20 protein-coding genes are annotated in these 20,409 nt (G+C 62.9%); 19 read left to right on the top strand and 1 reads right to left on the bottom strand.

What is annotated here, in order from left to right; all coding sequences use genetic code 11:
• Position 1: 1 nt before the first annotated feature.
• Entirely contained in the window at positions 2 to 580 is a 579-nt protein-coding gene (locus FGL95_RS10955; protein WP_338079809.1) for a hypothetical protein, read from the bottom strand.
• 119 nt (positions 581 to 699) lie between these two features.
• Between FGL95_RS10955 and FGL95_RS10950 the strand changes: the two genes are divergently transcribed.
• From FGL95_RS10950 to FGL95_RS10860, 19 genes are all read left to right on the top strand, one after another.
• Complete coding sequence (locus FGL95_RS10950) at positions 700 to 1,338, top strand: TetR/AcrR family transcriptional regulator (protein ID WP_169586504.1); 639 nt, start codon at positions 700 to 702, stop codon at positions 1,336 to 1,338.
• Between the two features lie 93 nt (positions 1,339 to 1,431).
• Complete coding sequence (locus FGL95_RS10945; RefSeq protein WP_169586502.1) at positions 1,432 to 2,970, top strand: flavin-containing monooxygenase; 1,539 nt, start codon at positions 1,432 to 1,434, stop codon at positions 2,968 to 2,970.
• The gene (locus FGL95_RS10940; protein WP_169586500.1) at positions 2,967 to 3,959 is read left to right on the top strand and encodes an alpha/beta hydrolase; all 993 of its coding nucleotides are present in this window, start codon (positions 2,967 to 2,969) and stop codon (positions 3,957 to 3,959) included. The genes FGL95_RS10945 and FGL95_RS10940 overlap by 4 nt, the downstream gene beginning before the upstream one ends.
• Positions 3,956 to 5,524: a flavin-containing monooxygenase gene (locus tag FGL95_RS10935; RefSeq protein WP_169586498.1), complete on the top strand. Its 1,569-nt coding sequence runs from the start codon at positions 3,956 to 3,958 to the stop codon at positions 5,522 to 5,524. Before FGL95_RS10940 ends, FGL95_RS10935 begins: the two co-directional genes overlap by 4 nt.
• Positions 5,525 to 5,526: 2 nt before the next feature.
• The gene (locus FGL95_RS10930; protein ID WP_169586496.1) at positions 5,527 to 6,063 is read left to right on the top strand and encodes an SRPBCC family protein; all 537 of its coding nucleotides are present in this window, start codon (positions 5,527 to 5,529) and stop codon (positions 6,061 to 6,063) included.
• Position 6,064: 1 nt separating this feature from the next.
• Positions 6,065 to 7,630 carry a flavin-containing monooxygenase gene (locus FGL95_RS10925; RefSeq protein WP_169586494.1) on the top strand — a complete coding sequence of 522 codons (1,566 nt, stop codon included), beginning with the start codon at positions 6,065 to 6,067 and terminating at the stop codon, positions 7,628 to 7,630.
• 8 nt (positions 7,631 to 7,638) lie between these two features.
• Positions 7,639 to 8,460 (top strand): MlaE family ABC transporter permease, encoded by an 822-nt coding sequence (locus tag FGL95_RS10920; RefSeq protein ID WP_169586492.1) that lies wholly within the window; start codon positions 7,639 to 7,641, stop codon positions 8,458 to 8,460.
• Positions 8,460 to 9,296 carry an MlaE family ABC transporter permease gene (locus tag FGL95_RS10915; RefSeq protein WP_169586490.1) on the top strand — a complete coding sequence of 279 codons (837 nt, stop codon included), beginning with the start codon at positions 8,460 to 8,462 and terminating at the stop codon, positions 9,294 to 9,296. Before FGL95_RS10920 ends, FGL95_RS10915 begins: the two co-directional genes overlap by 1 nt.
• 4 nt (positions 9,297 to 9,300) lie before the next feature.
• Positions 9,301 to 10,305, top strand: coding sequence for an MlaD family protein (locus FGL95_RS10910; protein WP_169586488.1), 1,005 nt, complete (start codon positions 9,301 to 9,303; stop codon positions 10,303 to 10,305).
• The gene (locus FGL95_RS10905) at positions 10,302 to 11,315 is read left to right on the top strand and encodes an MlaD family protein (protein WP_169586486.1); all 1,014 of its coding nucleotides are present in this window, start codon (positions 10,302 to 10,304) and stop codon (positions 11,313 to 11,315) included. The genes FGL95_RS10910 and FGL95_RS10905 overlap by 4 nt, the downstream gene beginning before the upstream one ends.
• Positions 11,303 to 12,322, top strand: coding sequence for an MlaD family protein (locus FGL95_RS10900; RefSeq protein ID WP_169586484.1), 1,020 nt, complete (start codon positions 11,303 to 11,305; stop codon positions 12,320 to 12,322). Before FGL95_RS10905 ends, FGL95_RS10900 begins: the two co-directional genes overlap by 13 nt.
• Positions 12,322 to 13,341 carry an MlaD family protein gene (locus tag FGL95_RS10895; protein WP_169586481.1) on the top strand — a complete coding sequence of 340 codons (1,020 nt, stop codon included), beginning with the start codon at positions 12,322 to 12,324 and terminating at the stop codon, positions 13,339 to 13,341. The genes FGL95_RS10900 and FGL95_RS10895 overlap by 1 nt, the downstream gene beginning before the upstream one ends.
• The gene (locus tag FGL95_RS10890) at positions 13,338 to 14,393 is read left to right on the top strand and encodes an MlaD family protein (protein ID WP_169586479.1); all 1,056 of its coding nucleotides are present in this window, start codon (positions 13,338 to 13,340) and stop codon (positions 14,391 to 14,393) included. Before FGL95_RS10895 ends, FGL95_RS10890 begins: the two co-directional genes overlap by 4 nt.
• Positions 14,390 to 15,358 (top strand): MlaD family protein, encoded by a 969-nt coding sequence (locus tag FGL95_RS10885; protein ID WP_169586477.1) that lies wholly within the window; start codon positions 14,390 to 14,392, stop codon positions 15,356 to 15,358. The genes FGL95_RS10890 and FGL95_RS10885 overlap by 4 nt, the downstream gene beginning before the upstream one ends.
• Positions 15,359 to 15,440: 82 nt before the next feature.
• The gene (locus FGL95_RS10880) at positions 15,441 to 16,325 is read left to right on the top strand and encodes an alpha/beta fold hydrolase (RefSeq protein ID WP_169586475.1); all 885 of its coding nucleotides are present in this window, start codon (positions 15,441 to 15,443) and stop codon (positions 16,323 to 16,325) included.
• A 127-nt stretch (positions 16,326 to 16,452) separates the two neighbouring features.
• Positions 16,453 to 17,310: an SDR family NAD(P)-dependent oxidoreductase gene (locus FGL95_RS10875; protein ID WP_169586473.1), complete on the top strand. Its 858-nt coding sequence runs from the start codon at positions 16,453 to 16,455 to the stop codon at positions 17,308 to 17,310.
• Entirely contained in the window at positions 17,307 to 18,170 is an 864-nt protein-coding gene (locus FGL95_RS10870) for an SDR family NAD(P)-dependent oxidoreductase (RefSeq protein WP_169586471.1), read from the top strand. Before FGL95_RS10875 ends, FGL95_RS10870 begins: the two co-directional genes overlap by 4 nt.
• A 16-nt stretch (positions 18,171 to 18,186) precedes the next feature.
• A complete protein-coding gene (locus tag FGL95_RS10865) occupies positions 18,187 to 19,779 on the top strand; it encodes an adenylate/guanylate cyclase domain-containing protein (protein ID WP_169586469.1) in 1,593 nt (530 codons plus the stop codon).
• A 139-nt stretch (positions 19,780 to 19,918) separates the two neighbouring features.
• Positions 19,919 to 20,335 (top strand): DoxX family protein, encoded by a 417-nt coding sequence (locus tag FGL95_RS10860; protein ID WP_169586467.1) that lies wholly within the window; start codon positions 19,919 to 19,921, stop codon positions 20,333 to 20,335.
• Positions 20,336 to 20,409: the final 74 nt, after the last annotated feature.

The following is a 20,409-nucleotide window of genomic DNA, read 5'->3' as shown; positions in this document are numbered from 1 at the left end:
ACTACTTGGTAGGGAGTGCTGCGTCCATGCCGCCGCCGACGTCGGTGATCTTCCAGTCGGAATCCCGGTCAACCGTCACGGTGTAGGTGACGGTTGTTTGCGCGCCACCTGGGTTCTGCGCGTTGGTCGAGTTGACGTTGACGAAGACGTCGACCCGATAGATCCCGCCGTCTTCGGAGATCACCTTCGCAGCAAGAGGATTGGCGCTCGACGTCCATTGCAGGGGCGTGAGAATTTCCTTCAGCTTCGGGGCTGTGGCATCGAACTTGTTGGCAAGCGTGGGGGTCGTGTTGGCCTTCAGCCGGCCGACCCAGGCTTCGAAGTCGTCGAACCGGACGGTGGCGGCGCCGACGGAGTAGTCGGTCGCAACCTGTTCGGCTTTGCGATCATCGGCGGCCGCGGCGTCCCGGTCCGAAAGGTCGCTGCGACTGGAAACCAAAAGCACGGTCAACACGACCACTGCGATCGCCAGCACGACTGTCGCTGCGCTCCACAGCAGGGTCGACAAGGACAGCGACACCGACCGTTTCGGTGCGGGCTTGGACTCGTCAACCGCTGTCGTTCCTTCGGTCATCGTCATCGATGTCCCTCCACTGTCTGCTACATCGCCCATGGACAAGCACTGTAGATAACCATACTATTCAGATAGTAGCGCTACGTTGATCCATCATCAATAGCGAAGACTGCGAGGGAGTGCCAATGCCAAGCCAGCGCAAACCCCTGACTCGCGCCGAATCCCAGCAACGAACGCGCGAGGAGGTCCTCGACGCAGCCGAGGAACTCTTCCTCGCGCACGGCCTCCACGAGACGACCGTTGCGAAGATCGCTGCGGCGGCCGGGCGCACTCAAGGTGCGATTTACGGCAACTTCACCAGCAAGGAGAACGTCTGCGCCGAAGTCTTGCTGCGCCGCGGTCTGGCGTTGGTGTCCGAGATGTGGAACACGATCGCCCAGTCTCATGGCACGCTCGACGACGCGATCGACACGATGGTCAAGTCGTGGCGAATCGCCGTCCAAGACGATGATCTCGTCGCACTGCTGGTCGAATACTCGCTCGCCGTGCACAAGAACCCTGCGCAACTCGACGTCTCGCGAGGTCATATCGAGATGGGCCTTTCCCTACTCGGCACGATGCTGACTGAGGCGCTACCGGTCGAGGTCACGGCCGCAGAGCGCGAAGAAGGAGCGAAGGGAATCCTCAGCGCCGCACTGGGTCTCGCGCTTGCCCAGACGCTCGACGTGGTCGACATGGAGGACGCCTCGCGCGTGCTTGCCCGCACGATCCGCAACTGGGTCGCGGACCTCAGTGAGCAATCCAGCGGGCGCGCAGCGAGCTGAGCACGCCTGCGAAATTCAGGGTTGCGTTGCTATCTGAATAGATCTACTGTTCAAATAATTACATTATCCGAATCGTCAACGGAGTCGATACCAATGCCGCTCACACCCCTCCACGAAGTCGCGATCATCGGCGCCGGACCTGGTGGCATCGCCGCAGGCGTCAAGCTTCGCGCTGCAGGAATCGACGATTTCGTCGTTCTGGAGCGGTCCGACGACGTCGGAGGGAGCTGGCACGAGAACCACTACCCCGGGCTCGGCGTCGACATTCCTGCGATCGCCTACCAGTACTCGTTTGCCCGGAATTCCAAGTGGAGCAGGATGTTTCCGCTCGGCGCCGAGGTCAAGCAGTATCACGCCGACGTTGCCCGACGGTTCGGCATCTACGAGCGGGTCCGCTTCGGAAGCACGGTCGAGCGCGAGGAGTGGGACGACGACGGCCGGTTCTGGCGCCTTCATCTCGCGGACGGTTCAGAGGTGACCGCCCGGTACCTGATCAGCGCGGTCGGAGCCTTCGTTCGCCCGAAGGCCGACTCCGGAATCGCCGGTCAGGATTCGTTCAAGGGCAAGATCCAGCGCCCGAGTAGCTGGGACGACGACTACGACATGACAGGCAAGAGCGTCGCCGTCATCGGTACCGGCGCCAGCGCGGTGCAGATCATCCCCGCCATCGCACCGCAGGTTCGGCAGCTGAATGTCTTCCAGCGCACGCCCGTCTGGTCGATCCCGAAGCCGGACTTCACGGTTCCGCCCGCGATGCAGCGGGCGCTAGGCATACCAGGCGTCCAGCCGGCGTTGCACGGAAGCGCTTTGGTGGCAATCGATCTGGTGTTGCGTGCCGTCATCAAAAGTCCGGGACGCGTTATTCACCCAGTGATGGACGGGTTCGATGCCGCGTGCCTCGCGGGGTATCGGCAATACCTGAAACGGGTCGTCACCGACTCGGATACGCGCGCCAAGCTGACGCCGAACTTCGGAATCCTTGCCAAGCGCCCGACGATGTCCAACTCCTACCTGCGCGCCTACAACCGCGACAATGTTTCGCTGATCACGACGCCGATCGACAAGATCACCCCGACCGGGGTCAAGACGCGTGACGGGGCATTACACAAGGTCGACGTGATCGTGCTCGCTACCGGCTACGAGGTGTTCTCCGATCCAGAGACCTACCGTCCCGGAACCGTTGTGGGGCGCAACGGATTCGACCTCGCCAAGTTCTACAACGAGGAAGGTTTGCAGGCCTACGAGAGCGTCTCGGTGCACGGGTTGCCGAACCGATGGACGCTCGTCGGGCCATACTCCTGGACCGGGTCCGGCTGGCACGCGTTTGTCGAGATGACGGCGGGCCACGCGGTCCGCGCCATCACCGAGAGTCGGCGTCGCGGCGCGGTGGTGTGCGAAATCCGGAAGGAAGCCGCAGACGCTTATCACGACCAGATTTACAAGCAAGGCGAGTCACTTCGCTACTACCTCGCCGACCTCAACGGACACGTCCCGACCTACTACCGGAACTCCCAGGGCGACAGCACCTACGTCCGGCCGTCCAGCTTCTTCGAAGCGCGACGCGGCAACAGGAAGTTCCCGCTCGACGACTACAAGTTCGAAACCCCAGTGGCAGTAGAGGTATCGGCATGACGGTGCACGTCGAGCTGGTCAACAGTGCGCGGCCGTCGACTCGGATCGCACATCGGATCGCACGGTCAACGCTGCGCCCCGCAGCGGATACGATCGCACAACTCGGAGCCCGTGGACCGTTCGCCGGGGCACCGGCCTTCCGCGTCGCCAACGTTGCCGAAGTCGTCTTGGCACCTCTACGCGCTCCGCGCGGCACACGGCGTGAGCAAGTCCATTTCGCGAACTTTCGCGCTGAATGGCTGTGGCACAACAGTATCGAGGGACCAAGCGACCCTACTGGCGGAGCAGTCGTGTACCTGCACGGCGGCGCGTTCGTCGCAGGCGGCCTCCATAGTCATCGCCGGCTCGCCGCCAGAATTGCCAGCACATGCGCAATGCCAGTGCTCAATGTCGACTATCGGCAACTGCCGAAGGCGCACATCACCGACTCGGTAGACGATGCCGTCCACGCGTACGGGCATCTGCTCGATGCCGGGTTCGCCTCCGACAAGATCGTCCTCGCAGGCGATTCCGCGGGTGGCGGTCTGGCCTTCGCTGCGGCCCTTGCGATCCGTGATCGCGGACTCCCCACTCCGGGTGCGATCGTCGCGATCGCTCCCTTTGCAGATCTCGATTCCACCCGACGCGCCGCGCATCCAAACGACTCCATCGATCCGGTGATGTCGGCGTTCCTGCTGTCGGTGCCCGTGTCGCATGGGTTCGCGCCGGACGGCCTATTGGATCCGGCCTGGTCGCCGGTGAACCACGATTTCACCGGTCTGCCGCCCGCACTGATTCAGGTCGGCTCCACCGAAGTACTTCGCGACGACGCCGAACAACTGGCGCATCGCTGCGCCGAAGCGGGTGTGCCGTACACCCTGCAGATCTGGGACCACGCAATCCACGACTTCCACGTCGCGGCCGACGTTCTGCCCGACGCGCGTGCTGCAATCGCCGAGATCGGCAAGTTCGTTCACACGATCACTGAGGGAAAGCAGGTAGGACGATGACGTCCAGAAACGGGTCCAGCCCGAGGCCGCAGTACGAAGTGCTCGTCATCGGGGCCGGCTTCGGCGGCATCGGCACGGGAGTGGCGCTGAAAAAAGTCGGCGTCGAGAACTTCCTGATCATCGACAAGTGGCACAAGGTCGGCGGCACCTGGAACGCAAACACCTACCCCGGTGTGGCAGTGGACGTTCCGTCGCCGATCTACAACTTCTCGTTCCAGCAACGGTCGAAGTGGTCACGATTCTTCGCCCCGGGCAACGAGATTCAGCGCTACGCGGAGGAAGTCGTCGACAAGCAAGGCTTGCGCGGCAAGCTGCGGCTGGGCTGCGGCGCCGAGAAGGCGGTGTTCGACGACGCACACGACATGTGGCGCATCACCACCGAGGCCGGCGACGAACTGACCGCGCGGTACCTCGTCAGCGCGGTCGGCGTGCTCGAGCAGCCCAAGTTGCCGCCGATCGACGGCATCGACGGCTACTCGGGCAAAATCATGCATACCGCCCGCTGGGACCATTCGTACGACTATCGCGGTAAGCGAGTCGCGGTCATCGGCACCGGAGCCACTGCGCTGCAGGCAATTCCAGAACTCGCAAAGCAGGTCGAGCAGCTGACCGTCTACCAACGGACCGCAATCTGGGTCGCTCCGAAACCTGACTTCGCGATGGGCGACGGCTGGAACCGGGTTCTCGACATGCCGCCCGTTCAGCAAGGGGTCCGCCTGTTCGGCAACATCGCCGTCAACGCGTTCCTTGGACTCGGCTTCGCACTGTCGGACTACCCACGGGCGACGTCCGCTGTCCTTGGTGTGGGCGAGCGAGCGCTGAAGGCATACCTGTTCACCCAGATTCGCGACCGCGAACTGCGCCAGAAGCTGATCCCGAGCTACCGGTTGGGCTGCAAACGTCCCTCGATTTCCAACGTGTACTTCAAGACCTACACCCGCCCGAACGTCGATCTGGTGACCGACCCGATCGAGAAGTTCACCGAGACCGGCATCGTCACGGCCGACGGCGAACACCGCGACTTCGACATGGTGGTCACCGCCACCGGATTCAAAGTCATGGACAAGGGTGCAACACCGCCGTACCCGGTCTACGGCTCCGACGGCGTCGAACTGGGCCAATTCTGGGACGAGAATCTTTACCAGTCCTACGAAGGCGTATCGGTTCCCAAGTATCCCAACATGTTCCACATCTTCGGACCGTACGGCTACGCCCCCGGTTCGGTGATCCCCCTGATCGAAGCGACCTCGACGCACGCCGCACGCGTCGTCGCCGAATCGCGCCGCCGTGGCGCCACTCGCGCCGAGATCCGCCAGGAACCGCACGACGAGTACTTCCAGCGGATGTTCGCTCGCAACAACAACACCTACCTGTTCGACCTGGGCTGCGCGGATTCGCGCACCTACTACATCAACTACCAGGGCAATGCTCCTGCGCTCAGGGCGACAACCCAGTTCGACATGTACTGGAGCAACCGGCATTTCCCGCTCGACCATTACCGCTTTACCGCAACCTTGCCCGCCCAAGCGACCGCGGATCGCACGCTCGTGGAAGTCGAGGGATAAGAATGAGCGTCACCGCGATTCTGGCGAAACAACGACCCTCGCCTCCATCGAACGAATCCACCTTCGAAACAGCGTCGGTGGTCTTCACTACCGATTACACCTTCGACGCATCTCCGGACGACGTGTGGGAACTGCTCGACAGCGAGGCCATGTTCGAGTGGCTGCCGTTCCCCGGTGTTGGCGTCACATACCCGTCGCGCGAGCGCGGGGTTGGGATAGTTCGTGAAATGGGCTCTGTCGGTGCGCCTTTCCGGTCATTGTGGATCCAACGGGAAGAGTTCTGGCGACACGAACGCTCTCACCAAATGAGCTACAACGCAGTCACTGGCACCTGGATGTACTCACTGCTTGTCCGGAACTACGCCGAAAGAATGACCCTGACGCCATTGCCCGACGGCCGCACGAAGCTGACGTGGACGGTCGCCACTACGCCGCGCTACCCGTTTCGGTTCGTCAAGTACTTCAAGCCAGTGTGGCGACTCGCGTACCGGTCAAATTTCGGCCGACCGATGGCGAAGCGTCTCGAAGGGAATCGCTGACATGGCCGCGCCACAGCCGGACTACGAGGTCGTCGTTATCGGCGCAGGAGTTGGCGGCATCTGCGCGGGCGTGCGGTTGAAGCAGGCCGGGATCGACAATTTCCTGATCGTCGATCGCGCGGACGACCTTGGGGGAACCTGGCGTGACAACACATACCCCGGTGTCGCAGTTGATATTCCGTCGATTGCCTATCAGTACACATTCGATCGAAATCCGAACTGGTCGCGTGTGTTTGCACCCGGGGCCGAAGTGCAGGCCTACCACAACCGGGTCGTCGACAAGTTCGGGCTGCGTCCGCATTTCCGGTTTCGCGCAGACGTGCAGGCTGAGCGATGGGATGACGACATGCACTACTGGCACCTCACACTCGGCGACGGCTCGCAGCTGACCGCACGATTCGTCGTCTCCGCGGTCGGCCCGTTCCTCAACCCCAAGAAGTCACCGGGCCTGGCCGGCCTGGAGTCTTTCAGCGGCGTGAAAGTCGTTCCTTCCCAATGGCAGCCAGAACACGACATTCGCGGAAAACGAGTCGGCGTCATCGGCACCGGCGCAACCGGTGTTCAGCTGGCGGGCCACATCGCGGCTGAGGTCGAGTCGATGGTCGTGTTCCAGCGGACCCCCGTGTACTGCGTTCCCAAGCCGGACTTCGCGATTCCACGCCCGGTGCGTTTCGCACTCCACGTTCCAGGCCTGTCCGCCGGAATCCACGGAATCGCGCAAGCGGTAATGCAGATTGGGACGGTTGCGCTGTTCTACACGCCAGCGAGGTTGATGCAACCCGCAATGCGGGGATTCGACCGGACAAGCCGGCGGCTCTACAGCGCGTACCTGCGACGAGTTGTTGACGATCCCACTACCGCAGCAAAGCTCCTGCCGAACTTCGGACCGTTCGGCAACCGACCGACATTGAACTCGAGCTTCCCGCGAGCCTTCAACCGAGACAATGTGACCCTCGAGACCACGCCGATCGAACGGATCGTGCCGGAGGGTGTCAAGACAACGGACGGCACTGTGCATGAGTTCGACTACCTCGTCACAGCTGTCGGGTGGGAGCTGTTTTCTGAACCGACCTCGTATGCTCGCGGTCGCGTCGTCGGCTCCCGCGGCGCCGACCTCGGCGAGTTCTTCACCAGCAACGGCATGAAGGCATACGAGAGCGTTGCTGTGCCGGGCTTCCCAAACCGGTGGATCATCGTCGGCCCGTACTCGTGGACCGGCAACGGCGGTTGGCATGGCCTGGTCGAGAACGCCGTCACACACGTCGTTCGTGCGATCCGTTTGGCAGGCGACCGCGGCGCGACTCGGACCGAGGTCCGGCCGGCAGCCCTCGACCGATTCCATGCTCGGATGCTGCATCGCGGACGGAATTTGAAGTACTACTTCACCGAGCTAAATGCCGGCGTGCACTCCTATTGGGTCAACGCGGACAACGAGATCCCGATTCTGCGCGCGTCGACAATCCTGCAGGCACGCAGAGCCTCTCGCTCATTTCCCGCCGACGACTACACCTACTCGCGCGTATCGGAAACGACCGAGCACGTTCGCGAACTTTCAATCCAAGCCTAGGAAAAACGATGCCCGACTCTCTCGCGGGAGTACTCCGCAGCAACGTACGCCAGACCGCATTGTCGGCCCTGGAAACGCTCGGGCGTCTCGTAGCCTTGGCGATCGAGTCTGTACAAGGTTCGGTCGCTGATGTGGTCTCCCGCCGCTTTCAGTGGCGGGAGACCACGAACCAAGCGTGGTACCTGATCACCGTGACCGCGATACCCGCGATCCTCATGGCGATTCCGTTCGGAGTGGTCGTCTCGATCCAGGTCGGCAACCTCATCAAACAACTGGGCGCAGATTCGCTCCTCGGCGCAGCGGGCGGGCTCGGCGTCATCCAGCAGGGCGCGCCACTGGCGACCGGACTGCTGCTCGGTGGGGCCGGCACGGCAACGATCGCCGCGGACCTCGGCGCTCGGACCATCCGCGAGGAGATCGATGCTCTGCGCACGATGGGGATCAGCCCGGTTCACCGATTGGTCATCCCTCGCATGGTCGCGATGCTGTTCGTGGCGCCGCTGCTGAACATCTTGATCATCTTCGTCGGCGTGCTCTCCGGCTACCTCGTCGCCACCGCCGCACAAGGCGTGACACCGGGCAGTTACTGGGCGACCTTCGGGTCGTTCGCGACCTTGACCGACGTTGCGATCTCGCTCGTCAAGGCTTTGCTCTTCGGCTTTCTCGTCGTGATCATCGGTTGCCATCGAGGGCTGGAGGCCAAGGGTGGACCACGTGGTGTAGCCGATGGCGTGAACGCTGCGGTGGTGCTGTCGGTGGTTGCCATCGCCTTGGTCAATGTCGGTATCACACAAATCGTTTCGATGTTCTTCCCGACGAAGGTGGCGTAATGACAACACCGGACCGCCTCAAACGTGGCGGACGAATGATCGTGGGACCCATCGAGTCGACCGGTTTTGTGGTGAGCTTCGTCTGGCAGGCACTCACAGCGATACCGCTGACACTGCGCCGGTATCGCGCCCAGACGATGCGGACGATCACCGACATGACGTGGGGTCGGGGGTCTGTGATCGTCGGCGGCGGCACGGTACCGGTGCTCGTGATTCTCGGCGTCGCGATCGGCGCCGGCGTCGGGATCCAGGGCTACACGACATTGAACCTCGTCGGCCTCGGACCGCTCACCGGCATTGTCTCCGCGTTCGCCAACACCCGCGAGCTCGCACCGATCGCTGCCGCGATCGGCATCGCAGCGCAAGCCGGATGCCGAATGACGGCGGAGATCGGCTCGATGCGCATTTCCGAGGAAATCGACGCCCTGGAAGCGCTCGGCCTGAAGTCGATTCCGTTCGTCGTCACGACCCGTGTCATCGCCGGGGCAGTGACCGTAGTGCCCACCTTCCTCGTCACCTTGGTGCTGAGCTACTTCGCATGCTCGTCGATCGTGCTGATCGTGCACGGACAATCCGCTGGGGTGTACGGCCACTACTTCTTCCAATTCGTGAACCTGTACGACATCGGCGCCGCGACACTGAAGATCCTGGTGTTCGCCGTCGCGGTGATCCTGATCCACTGCTACCAGGGCTTCGTCGCCACCGGCGGACCGGAAGGCGTCGGTGTCGCCAGCGGGCGTGCTGTTCGTGCCAGCTTCATCGCGATCATCGCGCTCGACATGGTGCTCACAATTGCGTTGTGGGGCATCAACTCTCCGATCACGTTCTCAGGATGATCTGATGCCACCCCTGTATGGAATGCCCGGAGTGTCGACGAGTCGGCGCACGTCGTTGATCGTCGGTGCCATCACGTTGGTTCTCGTGATCGTCGTCGGCCTGGTCTGGCGCGCGATTGTCACCGCGCCCGACGACAGCTCGATCCATGTGCAGCTACGGACCAAGGTGACCGGCGATGGCGTCTCGGACGGCACCGGTGTGCGGCTCAATGGGACCCAGGTTGGAAAGGTCACCGCTGTCGATGGTTCTCCTGATGGAACACGGGTGATCACGCTCGGGTTGGATCGGTCCGCCCTGATCGGGCTCACCGACACCTTGCGCATCGACTACGCCCCGGCCAACCTGTTCGGCATCAGCGAGGTGGTGTTGCACCGGGGCGAGGGCGGCACGCCACTCACCAACGGCGCGGAGGTCGATCTGACCGGCGACGACCGTGTTCGCGACGCGACGATGGGCACGATGCTGCGGACACTGTCGGCGACCACGATGACCGTCCTTACTCCACAACTGACCGACGTTCTCAACAAGATCAGCACCGATTTCGACGCGTTCGCCCCGTTCGTCGAGGCACTGGTAAGCGTGAGTCGTGCAGTCGCTGATTCGCAGCAGTATCCGTCGTCGTTCCTCATCGCGCAGTACGCGTCGTTCTTCAACGGTGCTGCCCAATTCGGTAGCGGCTTCGTCGAATTGATCGATCGGATCTACCACATCGAGGTCCTGCGCAACGATCGTGAACGCTTCGATATCGGCGTCTCGCTCGTCGTCGATCAGCTCTTCCCACTGATCCGCGATGTGCTCGGGACAGCTCGCGGATCGCTGAGTGGGTACGCCGACAACCTTGCCGTCGTCCTCGGACAAATTGCCCAGACGGTGCCCCGCCCGGGGCAGTCGCACGCCGAACTCACCGAGCTGCTGGACCGCCTCGACCGCACCTTCCGACCGACCCCCACCGGCCCCCAGGTCGATGCCGAGCTGTTACTCCGCGGCCTACCCGGCGGTGTGCGATGAGGGGCCGTTCGCAACTCGGACTGGTGGTCCGCCTGGTCGTATTCACCGCGCTGATCGGCGCCCTGCTCGCGGGAATCGTCATCGCGATCCAGCGACCGGTCGAAGGCTCGACCCGCACCTTCGAGGCAATGTTCACCGATGCGAGCGGTCTGCGGACCAACGCCGACGTGCGGATGTTCGGTGTCGCGGTCGGCAAGGTCACCGCGATCGATCTCGACAACAACCAGGCTCGAGTGCGGTTCACCGTCGTCGACGACCGCCCTGTTTACCAGACCAGCAAGGTCGCAATTCGCTACCAGAATTTGACCGGTCAGCGATACGTCGATATCCAGCAACCAGGCTCGCCCGGAACATCTTTGGAGCCGGACACGCTGATCGGCACGGACCGCACAATTCCGTCGTTCGATATCACCGCCCTGTTCAACGGCATGGAACCCGTGCTGGCAGAGTTCTCACCGGAAGCAGTGAATCAGTTCCTGCAGAACGCAATCGCCGTCATCGAAGGCGACGGCAAAGCTGTCGGGTCGACGCTCGACGCCATCGACAAGCTCTCATCGTTCGTCAGCAACCGGCAACAGGTCGTCTCGGTGTTGCTGCGCAACTTCGAGCAGGTCTACGAACAGCTCGGCGGAAAGTCCCCCGAAACGGCAACCCTCATCCAGGGCATCAGCGACGTCTTCGTCAACCTGCAGAAGCAGTTCGAGGGACTGATGGACTTCGTCGACGCCGCACCGTCGGTACTCGGACCGCTGAACAATCTCTTTGCCGCACTTGGCTTCACACAACCCGACAATCCCGACCTACAGAACGACATCCGGCTGCTGTTCCCCGATCCCGACACCGCGATCGACCTGTTGAACAAACTTCCCGGGTTGCTGCAATCCCTGACCAATCTCATGCCCGACCCCAACAACCCGGTCAACCGGACGTGTGCCAACGGTTCCGCCGAGGTCCCAGGGATCGTCGCGGTACTTATTGCGGGACAGAGGATTTCGATATGCAACGGCTGAGATCCGGAGTGCGCTGGGTGCGCGAGCTACGGTACGGCGAAGACACCGACCGCGGGACCCAACGCGTGCTCGGCATCGCCGGCGTCCTCGTCGTCGTGATCATCGTCGCGGTGAGCGCCGTCATCTACCTGGTTCCGTTCGGCAAAGACTCCTACACCGCGATGTTGTCGGACGGAGGCTCGGTGCGCCCAGGCGACGACGTCCGCATCGCAGGCATATCCGTCGGAACCGTGAAATCGGTCGAGCTGACCGACGAATCGGTACGGATGGAATTCACCGTCAGCGATGATGTCTTCCTGGGCCGCGAGACCTCGCTCGACATCCGCATGCTCACTCCGATCGGCGGCCACTACGTCGCCGTGTCGCCGTCGGGTGACGAACCGCTCGGCGACGAACCGATCCCAGCCGACCGAGTTCACCTGCCGTACAACCTCGTCGAAGCCCTCCAGGACGCGCAACGTCCGCTTGCCGAAATCGACGCCGGCACGTTGCAACGCAGCCTGGCCCAGCTGACCGCCTCGCTGGAAACGAGCCCGAACTCCGTGAACGCGATGGCCGACGGCGTCTCGACCATGGTTGGGCTGCTCGACAAACAGAACGCGGACGTATCACGCGCACTCGACGTGGCGGAGGAATACCTCACCGTTCTCAGCGACAGCAAGTCGGTAATCGGAGCCATGCTGTCCAAGATCGGCCTGATGGAAACCCAGATCCTCAACCGCAAAGCAGATGTCATCGAAGCACTGCGCGTCGCGAACGAACTGCTCGCACGTATCGCCGCGATCGAGCCTGCCTGGAGCGAGCAACTCGAGCCACTGGCAGACCGCATCGTCGCCGCCGTGCCACAACTCAACGAACTCGGCCAACGCCTCGGCACCGTTCTCGACTTGCTCGTGCAAGCCGGTGACCGCTTCCGCAGCATCGTCACTCCTGCCGGTATCGCAGTCGATCACTCCGGACTGACCGTTGCGCCCATCTGTGTTCCCGTGTCTGGAAGGGGATGCTGATGTTGCGGAACTTGCTCGCGTCCCGCGGCTTCGTCTCGATCCTCGGCGCGGTTGTCGTCGCCGCAATCGCCGCCGCGTGTGCCTTCGTTCTGCTGCAGCCGACGAAAGCCCGGATCGACTATTGCGCGATCATGCCCGACTCGGTCGGGTTGTATGTCGGCAACGACGTCACGCTGCGCGGTATCCTGGTGGGCGCGGTCAGCGACATCCGGACCGAGGGCACCGGTGTTCGCGTCGAATTCCGCATCGACGCCGACCATCCGCTACGCGATACCGCAAGCGCCACTACGGTTTCCGACACCATCGTCGCGGACCGACGGCTGGCAGTGAACGACATGGCGGGTCCCGCGTGGAATCCCAGCGAATGCATCACCAAGACCGCAACGCCGAAAAGCCTTACTCAGACGCTGGATTCACTCGCCAGTCTCGCCGACCAGCTCGACGGCGGCAACGACCCCGCCGCTCGTAGCACCATCAGCGCCGCTGTCACTCAGTTCGACCAGTCATTGGCGGGAACCGGACCGAAGCTCAACGACATCGTCACCAAGCTGGCAGCCGCGCTGCGCTCACCCGACGCCGCCATCGGCCGGATCGGCACGCTGATCGACACCATGTCCTCGCTATCGCAGAGCATCGCCAACGGTTGGGGGGATCTGCGCACCATGCTCACCAACCTTTCGCCCCTGCTGCAACTGGTCAACACGATCTGGGATCAAGTGGTGCAGGTCGTCAACTCGATCGTCGTGATTCTGCCGTGGCTCAACGACATCACCACCAAGTACGGCGGACCCATCCTGCAACTACTCGACAAGACGGTGCCGTTCCTCGACCTCGTCGCCGCCCACGTCGGCACTCTGGAACGGCTCATCGACATGATTCCTGCACTCGAATCCGGCTTTCGCACCATCACGGACCCGGCCACGGGCGTCCCCATGGTGTCCTACGCCCCGCCCACAACCGGCCTGACGCCGGCCGATCTCGCAGCACTCGTCTTCGGCCCCGCAGGAGGTGCTCGATGAAAACCCGCGCAGGAGTCGTCGCCCTACTGAGCACAGTCGCCCTCGCCGGCTGCGGGGTCGATCCTGCCGCGCTGAGCCTCCCGGGTAGCAGTGCAGGCGGCCCGACCTACACCATCCACATCGAGTTCGCGAACGCCCTCAACCTGCCGTCACACGCGCGCGTGATCGCCAACGGCGACCACATCGGCGATCTCGACAAGCTGACCGTCGCAGACCCGACATCGAGTCGGCCCGGATCGGTCATAGCGGATGTCGACATTCAGCAGTCGGTCACGCTGCCGAGCTCGACCACCGCTCAGTTGCGTCAAGACACCATCCTCGGCGACATCTACATCAGTCTCGACATTCCGATCGGCGCACCGACATCCGACAAGATCGACGCAGGCGGCACCATTCCGTTGGAGAGAACAGAACCCGCCCTCCAAGTCGAGGACGTTCTCGCCGGGCTCGCGACCTTCGTTTCCGGCGGCGCTCTCCGTTCTGCACAGGACGCGATCACCCGCGTCAACGCTGCCCTGCCTGCCGACCCCGCCGAGACCGCTCGCATCGCCGACATCCTGAAACGCGACATCGTCGACGTCGCGAACAACCAGGGCGACCTCGACGCGTTCATCGCTTCGATCGACACCAATGCCCGGCTCATTCTCGACAATCAGGACCAGCTCGGCCAGATCCTCACTCCCACCGGCGTTGTTGACATCACTGAAATCGCCCAGTCGTTGATCGGCGTCATCGGCGTTATCGGCGCCTTGGGCGGAATCGTGCATGCCTTGGAATGGATTGCGCCACTTGCAGACAGCGGCGACGCAGCCGCCCGAGCATTCCTCCCGATGCTGCTCAACACAGGCCGTCCGCTGAATCTGTCCGCACCGTCGAATTTGAACCGGATCATCGCGTTCCTTCGAGACAAGCTCATACCGTGGGCCGAACGACCGACGGTGAACATCCACGGAATCCGCACCGACACAACCGTTTCCGCTCAACCCGTCTCGTCGGACGATCAGATCGACCAAGTGCTGAACACCCTGCGCATGATCGGGATGGTCCGATGAGAGCGCCCAAGCTCAGCTCAATCTTGTCGTTGGGTTCGATCCTGGCCGTCGCGGTCGTGGCAGTCGCCTACCTGCTGTTCGGTGTCGCCCGAGTCGACTGGTCCGAACGCCCGACCTCCGCGATCATGCTGATACCGGATTCGGCGAACCTCGTACCACGCTCCCCGATTCTGTTGTCCGGCATACGGGTTGGCCAAGTCACCAAGGTGACCAACACCGTCGACGGAGTCGAGGTGCGATTCGACATCGACGAAGGACGACGGATTCCTGTCGACAGCACGGTGGTCATCGAGGCACTGTCTGCACTCAGTGAGCCCTACGTCGAGTTTCGCCCCAACACCGGGGACGGTCCGTACATCGGCGACGGGCAACTGGTGAACAGCCACTCCGTCGCAACACCGAGGTCCATGCCCGAGGTCGCTCGCACCGTGACGACGCTGCTGCAGCAACTCGACCCCACGGCCATCGCGTCGATCATCGATACCTTCGGAACCGCACTAGAGGGCACCGATGCCGTGCTACCCCAACTCACCCACGCCTCCGACCTCCTTGCGGCGACATTGCTCTCGCGCGCGCCACAGATCCGCGCTCTGCTCGACAACGCGCAGGTCCCGGGTCCGGACGTCGCGATCGCCGGCGCGGATATGGCCGAATCCGGTCCGGTGTTCGCGGAGTTCGGCGACAAGGTCAAAGAGGTCGTCGACTCCATCCAAGTTCTTCTCGACGCGCGACCCGTACCCGAGGCATACACGACCGGCACCGGCCTGATCCCGTTCCTCCACGACGTCGACGCCTATCTGGAGCGAGTGGGTCCGGATCTGGTCGCCCTCTATCCGATCATCGGTCCGCTGCTCACCAAAGCCGGCAACGTCACACAGGGGATCGACCTCTCCGCCCTCATCTCCCAAGCCCTCGCGTCGGTAAGCCCAACCGGCGCAATGCAGTTGGAGATAAATGTCAAGTAACCCGTGCGCGCGTCTCACCCGCCCAGGGGTGAATTTCACGCACGGTCCGTGCTCGAGTATGCCCAGGATCAAGGAGCGAACGATGACTACGCAGTTCTTCAGCCACAACGGCAACCAGGTCGCGTATACGCGCGAGGGTGTCGGTAGGGCGATCCTCTTCTTGCACAACGGTGGTGCCGCCAAGGAAATCTGGACTGAGCAGGTCCGCGTGCTGCGGGACAAGCACGAAGTGATCTGCCTCGACCACCTCGGTTTCGGCGAATCGGACATGCCGGAAACCGGCTACACGCTCGATAAGTACGTTGACCTGTTGTCCGCCTTTATCGATCATCTCGGGACCGAGCGGGTATCCGTGGTCGCCAACTGCATGGGCAGTGCGATGTCATTGCTCCTCGCCGACCGTCGTCCCGACATCTTCGATGCGTTGGTTTTGCTGAACCCCCTGTCCGAGCACACCGCTCGCGAGGGCGTCATCGGCTGGGTGATGCCGGCCGCGGCGAAGTTTCCCCGACTATCCAATGCCGTCGCTCGCCGGATTCGAGTGCCTGCACCGGTTACGAAGTACGTCATCGCAGCTCAGTACGGACCTCGTGGTTGGCGCCGCGGTTTACGGTCGCCACTGCCCGGCGCGGTCGCCGCCGGGGCGGGCTGGAGCCGCCGAGGCAGGCTGACGTCGATGGCGGAATTGTTCTCCGATCTCACCCTGCTGCGCGCGGTCGACGAACTGCGTCCGGGTGCCGACTTTCCCGCGCTCGCGGTGGTGTGGGGTGCCGCGAACCTAGGTCTGTCGCCGCGCGCGGGGCGCGACCTCAATCGCACACTCAACCCAGACCGGGAAGAATTCCTGCCCCGGTGTGGGCACCTCCCCATGATGGAGAACCCCGAGGCCGTGACGGCAATCATCGACGAGTTCATCGGCAATCCACCCAACCGGCGCATCCATCACGACCAACTAGTCCGTGCGTGATTTTCACCCCTCTGAGGGTGAGACGCGCGCACGGGGGTGAAAGTTGGTTGCCTTTGGGATTGTATTGATTTCCAGATAACGCTATTCTTTGAAGTAGAAGTTCGTGACACGACAAGGGAGTCGATTGATGACCGTGACAGTGGTGACAGGTGCCGGTAGCGGCATCGGCCGAGCGACGGCAAGCCGTCTCGCGCGCAAAGGTTCGGCGGTGATCGTGGCCGATATCAACGAAGCGACCGGCACCGAGACCGTGGACCTCATCCGAAACAAGGGCGGCAACGCAGTGTTTCGGCGCCTGGACGTCGCAGACGTCGAGGACTGGGAAAGCTTCACCGATTGGACGTGCAGCGAATTCGGCGTGCCTGATGTGGTGATCAACAACGCGGGCATTCTCATCGGCGGCGGATTCCTCGAGCAGTCCGGTGCCGACTGGCGTCGCATGATTCAGATCAACATGATGAGCCCACTCATCGGTTCACGACTGTTCGTCGAGCGAATGGTCGACGCGGGACGGCGCGGACACATTGTCAACGTCGCGTCGGTCGGCGCGTTTCTACCCACTGCCATTGCGCCGTCATACGTCACAGCTAAGGCCGGCGTATGGCTCGGCACCCAGGCGTTGCGGCAGGAATTCGGCGGCAAGGGCATCGGTGTCAGCGCGATCTGCCCCGGCCTGATACGGACCAGCTTGGCGGCCAACGGAACTCGTGCGGGTGTAGACGACACCGAGAGTTCCGCATGGTCGGCGAAACTCGCCGCCGGACACCGCTACATCGGTCGCTCCCCCGACCGTGTCGCAATCGCGATCGAACGGGCGATCCGGTGGAACCTCTCGACCGTTCCCGTCGGCACCGAAGCGTGGGCCGGCTATTACCTCTCCCGGATCTCGCCGTCGGCGATGCGCGGTCTCAGCGGACTGGCGTCGATGGACGTCGCCGACTGGGGAGTCTCGTTGTCCGGCAAGATCTTCGGAGGTTCGCGATGAAGAACGTCATTGTTACCGGTGCAGGCGCCGGGATCGGCCGCGAGACGGCAAAGCTGTTCGCACGCAAGGGCAATCGGGTGATCGTCGCCGACATCGATGAGGCAGGCGCCGAGGAAACCGTCGCAGCGATCAAAGACGCGGACGGCGAAGCCGTGCCCTACCGACTCGATGTGCGAAGCGAGGACCAATGGGAAGACTTCGCCCGCTGGGTACGCACCATGTACGGCGGCGCAGACGTGCTGATCAACAACGCCGGCGTGATGGATCTCGGCGGGTTCGTCGAAACGACCATCCCTCAATGGCAACGGATGATTGACATCAACCTGATGAGCGTGGTGTACGGCTCGAAGGTGTTCGCCCAACAGATGATCGACAACGGAGTGCACGGCCACATCGTCAACATTTCCTCCGGCGCGGCATTCCTCCCGTCGCAGCTCGAACCTGCATACGGCGTGGCGAAGATCGGCGTGTTGATGGCCACGCAGTCGCTGCGGGTCGAACTACGTAAACACAACATCGGAGTCACGGCGATCTGCCCCGGCGTGATTCGGACGAACCTGCTCGCAAACGGCGAGCGCAACGGTCTGACGCCGGAACAACAGGCCGAATGGAAAGCTCAGATGGGTTCGGTCCAAACGTCATTGGGATTCGGCGGACCCGACAAGGTGGCGCGAGTCATCGAACGGTCCGTGCGAAACAACTGGGCGATCGTCCCGGTCAACCCGGAAGCATGGCTCGGCTACGGACTGTTCCGCCTCTCGCCGACCCTGCTGCGCACAGTGGCGTCGGTGGCGTCGTACGGCCGAATCGACCAAATCCTCAGCGCGGCCCGACCGCTGCTGAATCGATTGACCGGATGAACGGCACCGGAGTGCAGTGAGCCAACGCCAGGACCGGACGGTGTCGCGACTGGCGGACAAGTACGAGCACGGCGGCGTCCGATCGGTGCGGCGTGCACTGCTCGGTATCCAGGGATTCGGCTTCGTAGTAACCCTTTTCACCAGCTTTCTTGTACTGCCGATGTACGTGCCGGCCTCGCTCGGCGAGCGAATGTTTCTCGCTGTCGGCGCATTCGGATGTGGTGCCTGTGAAGGAGCGCTGGCGATCTGGTTGATGCGGCCAGCACTGAGCCAACTCGAGGCTTGGAACAGAACCCGAGATCCATCCACCGCTCGCGCGACCTGGGACGCCATTGCTCGCGCGCCGCTGCTGCCTGTGCGGTCGGTGGCGACCTACGTCCTGGTCACCGCGTTGGTATTTGCATGGACTCTGGCAGCGCGTTGGAAGATGGATCTGGACCGGGTGTCTGTCGCGGCACTGTTCATCGGCTCGGGACTCGTCTGGTTCTTCTGGATCGCGGTGCGCCTCTTCGCCGAAGAACGATTGTTGCAACCCGCGCTCGCTCAGATCGGCTCTGTGATGTTCGAGCACGACGCGGCCGCGTCGAGCACCGTGCACGTCAGCCTGATCCGCCGTCTCCTGATCACCGTCACGGGGATCACGGTGGTCGCGGGAACGGTCGTGACCGGATACGTCGGCGACCGCACGCCACAATCGCTGCTATTCGGCATCGCCGCGTCCATCGCTGTGACCATTGCGGTCACAAGCTGGCTTGTGATCCCGCTCGCTCGTTCGATCACCCGGCCACTCGACCAGCTACGCGCTGCTGCGACCAAAGTCGGACACGGCGATCTCACCGCCAACGTCCCGCTTGTTTCGGCAGACGAAATAGGTTCACTCGCATTGTCTTTCAATGCCATGGTTGCCGGATTGCGCGAGCGAGACCATATTCGAGACACCTTCGGCGCGTACGTCGATCCGGCAGTCGCCGAACACATCCTCGCCCGCGGTGAGTCGATCACGGATGGCGAGGACGTCGAAATCACCGCACTCTTCCTCGACGTCCGCGGGTTCACGAGTTACAGCGAAACCCACACTGCCCGCGAGGTGGTGACGATGCTGAACCAACTCTTCGAGCTCGTGGTGCCCGTGATAGCCCGCCACGGCGGTCACGTCGACAAATTCATCGGCGACGGACTGCTCGCCGTGTTCGGCACTCCCCAGCCGCTGACCGATCACGCCAGCAGAGCGCTGGCTGCGGCGTGCGAAATCGCCGTCGTCGTAGGCGATCGTGAACCCCGCATCGGCATCGGCCTCAACTCGGGAACGGTCGTCGCCGGCACGTTGGGCGGTGCCGGCCGTTACGATTTCAGCGTGATCGGAGACGTCGTCAACGTCGCGGCCCGTGTCGAATCCGCCACCCGCCGAACCGGCGACACCATTCTCGTCAGCGAACACACGCGCACGTTGCTCTCCGCCGCCGAAGCCTCGACCCTGATCGCCCGACCGGCCGTAACACTCAAATGGCGTGCCGTGCCGGTAGCCCTGTACACACCTCGCATCTCGCGTGACACACACGCAGTCAGTCCTCGTCGCCGAAAGCTCTGGCAACCCCGCCTTCGGCGGTAGGCACCGTCCCACCAGCCACGTCACCACCGTCATGCGCGGCATGGGATTCCGGCTTGGATCCGATAGTTGACCGTCAACAAACCGTAAACCGCGTACCGCAGAGTCATTTCCAACAAGCCGAACCAACAAAGGACATGACATGACACTCACCCAGATTGCAGCCGCTCCCGCCACCAACGGCATCTCTCGCAAGGCCCGCCGCGTGGGCACGATCATGGGCGGCCTCGTAGTCGCCTTCCTGACCGTTGACGCGATCGCACACCTACTCAACGGCGAGACCTCGCGTAAAGGATTCCTGGAACTCGGCGTTCCGGCGCACTTGGGACCGATCTCCGGCATCGCGATGCTGATCTTCCTTGCCCTACTGCTCTTCCGGCCGACAGCGGTGATCGGCGCGATCTTCGTGACCGGCTACCTCAGCAGCGTCGTGTCCGTTCACCTGATCAACGAGAACCCGATCTTCAGCCACGTGCTGTTCCCCGTCTACCTCGGCATCCTGCTGTGGACCGCGCTCTACCTGCGCGACGAACGAGTCCCCGCACTCGTCGGCCGCTAGGTCGCAGGCTTTCCGTCAGCGTCGCGTATCTAAAACTCGCGCCCGTCTACGATCGTTGTGGACCGAGAGGTGTC

It is taken from the genome of Antrihabitans stalactiti (assembly GCF_012932915.1).
GTDB classification, from domain to species: Bacteria; Actinomycetota; Actinomycetes; order Mycobacteriales; family Mycobacteriaceae; genus Antrihabitans; species Antrihabitans stalactiti.
The sequence above is the reverse complement of the archived record's forward strand: the minus strand, read 5'-3'. Positions and strand labels throughout refer to the sequence as shown.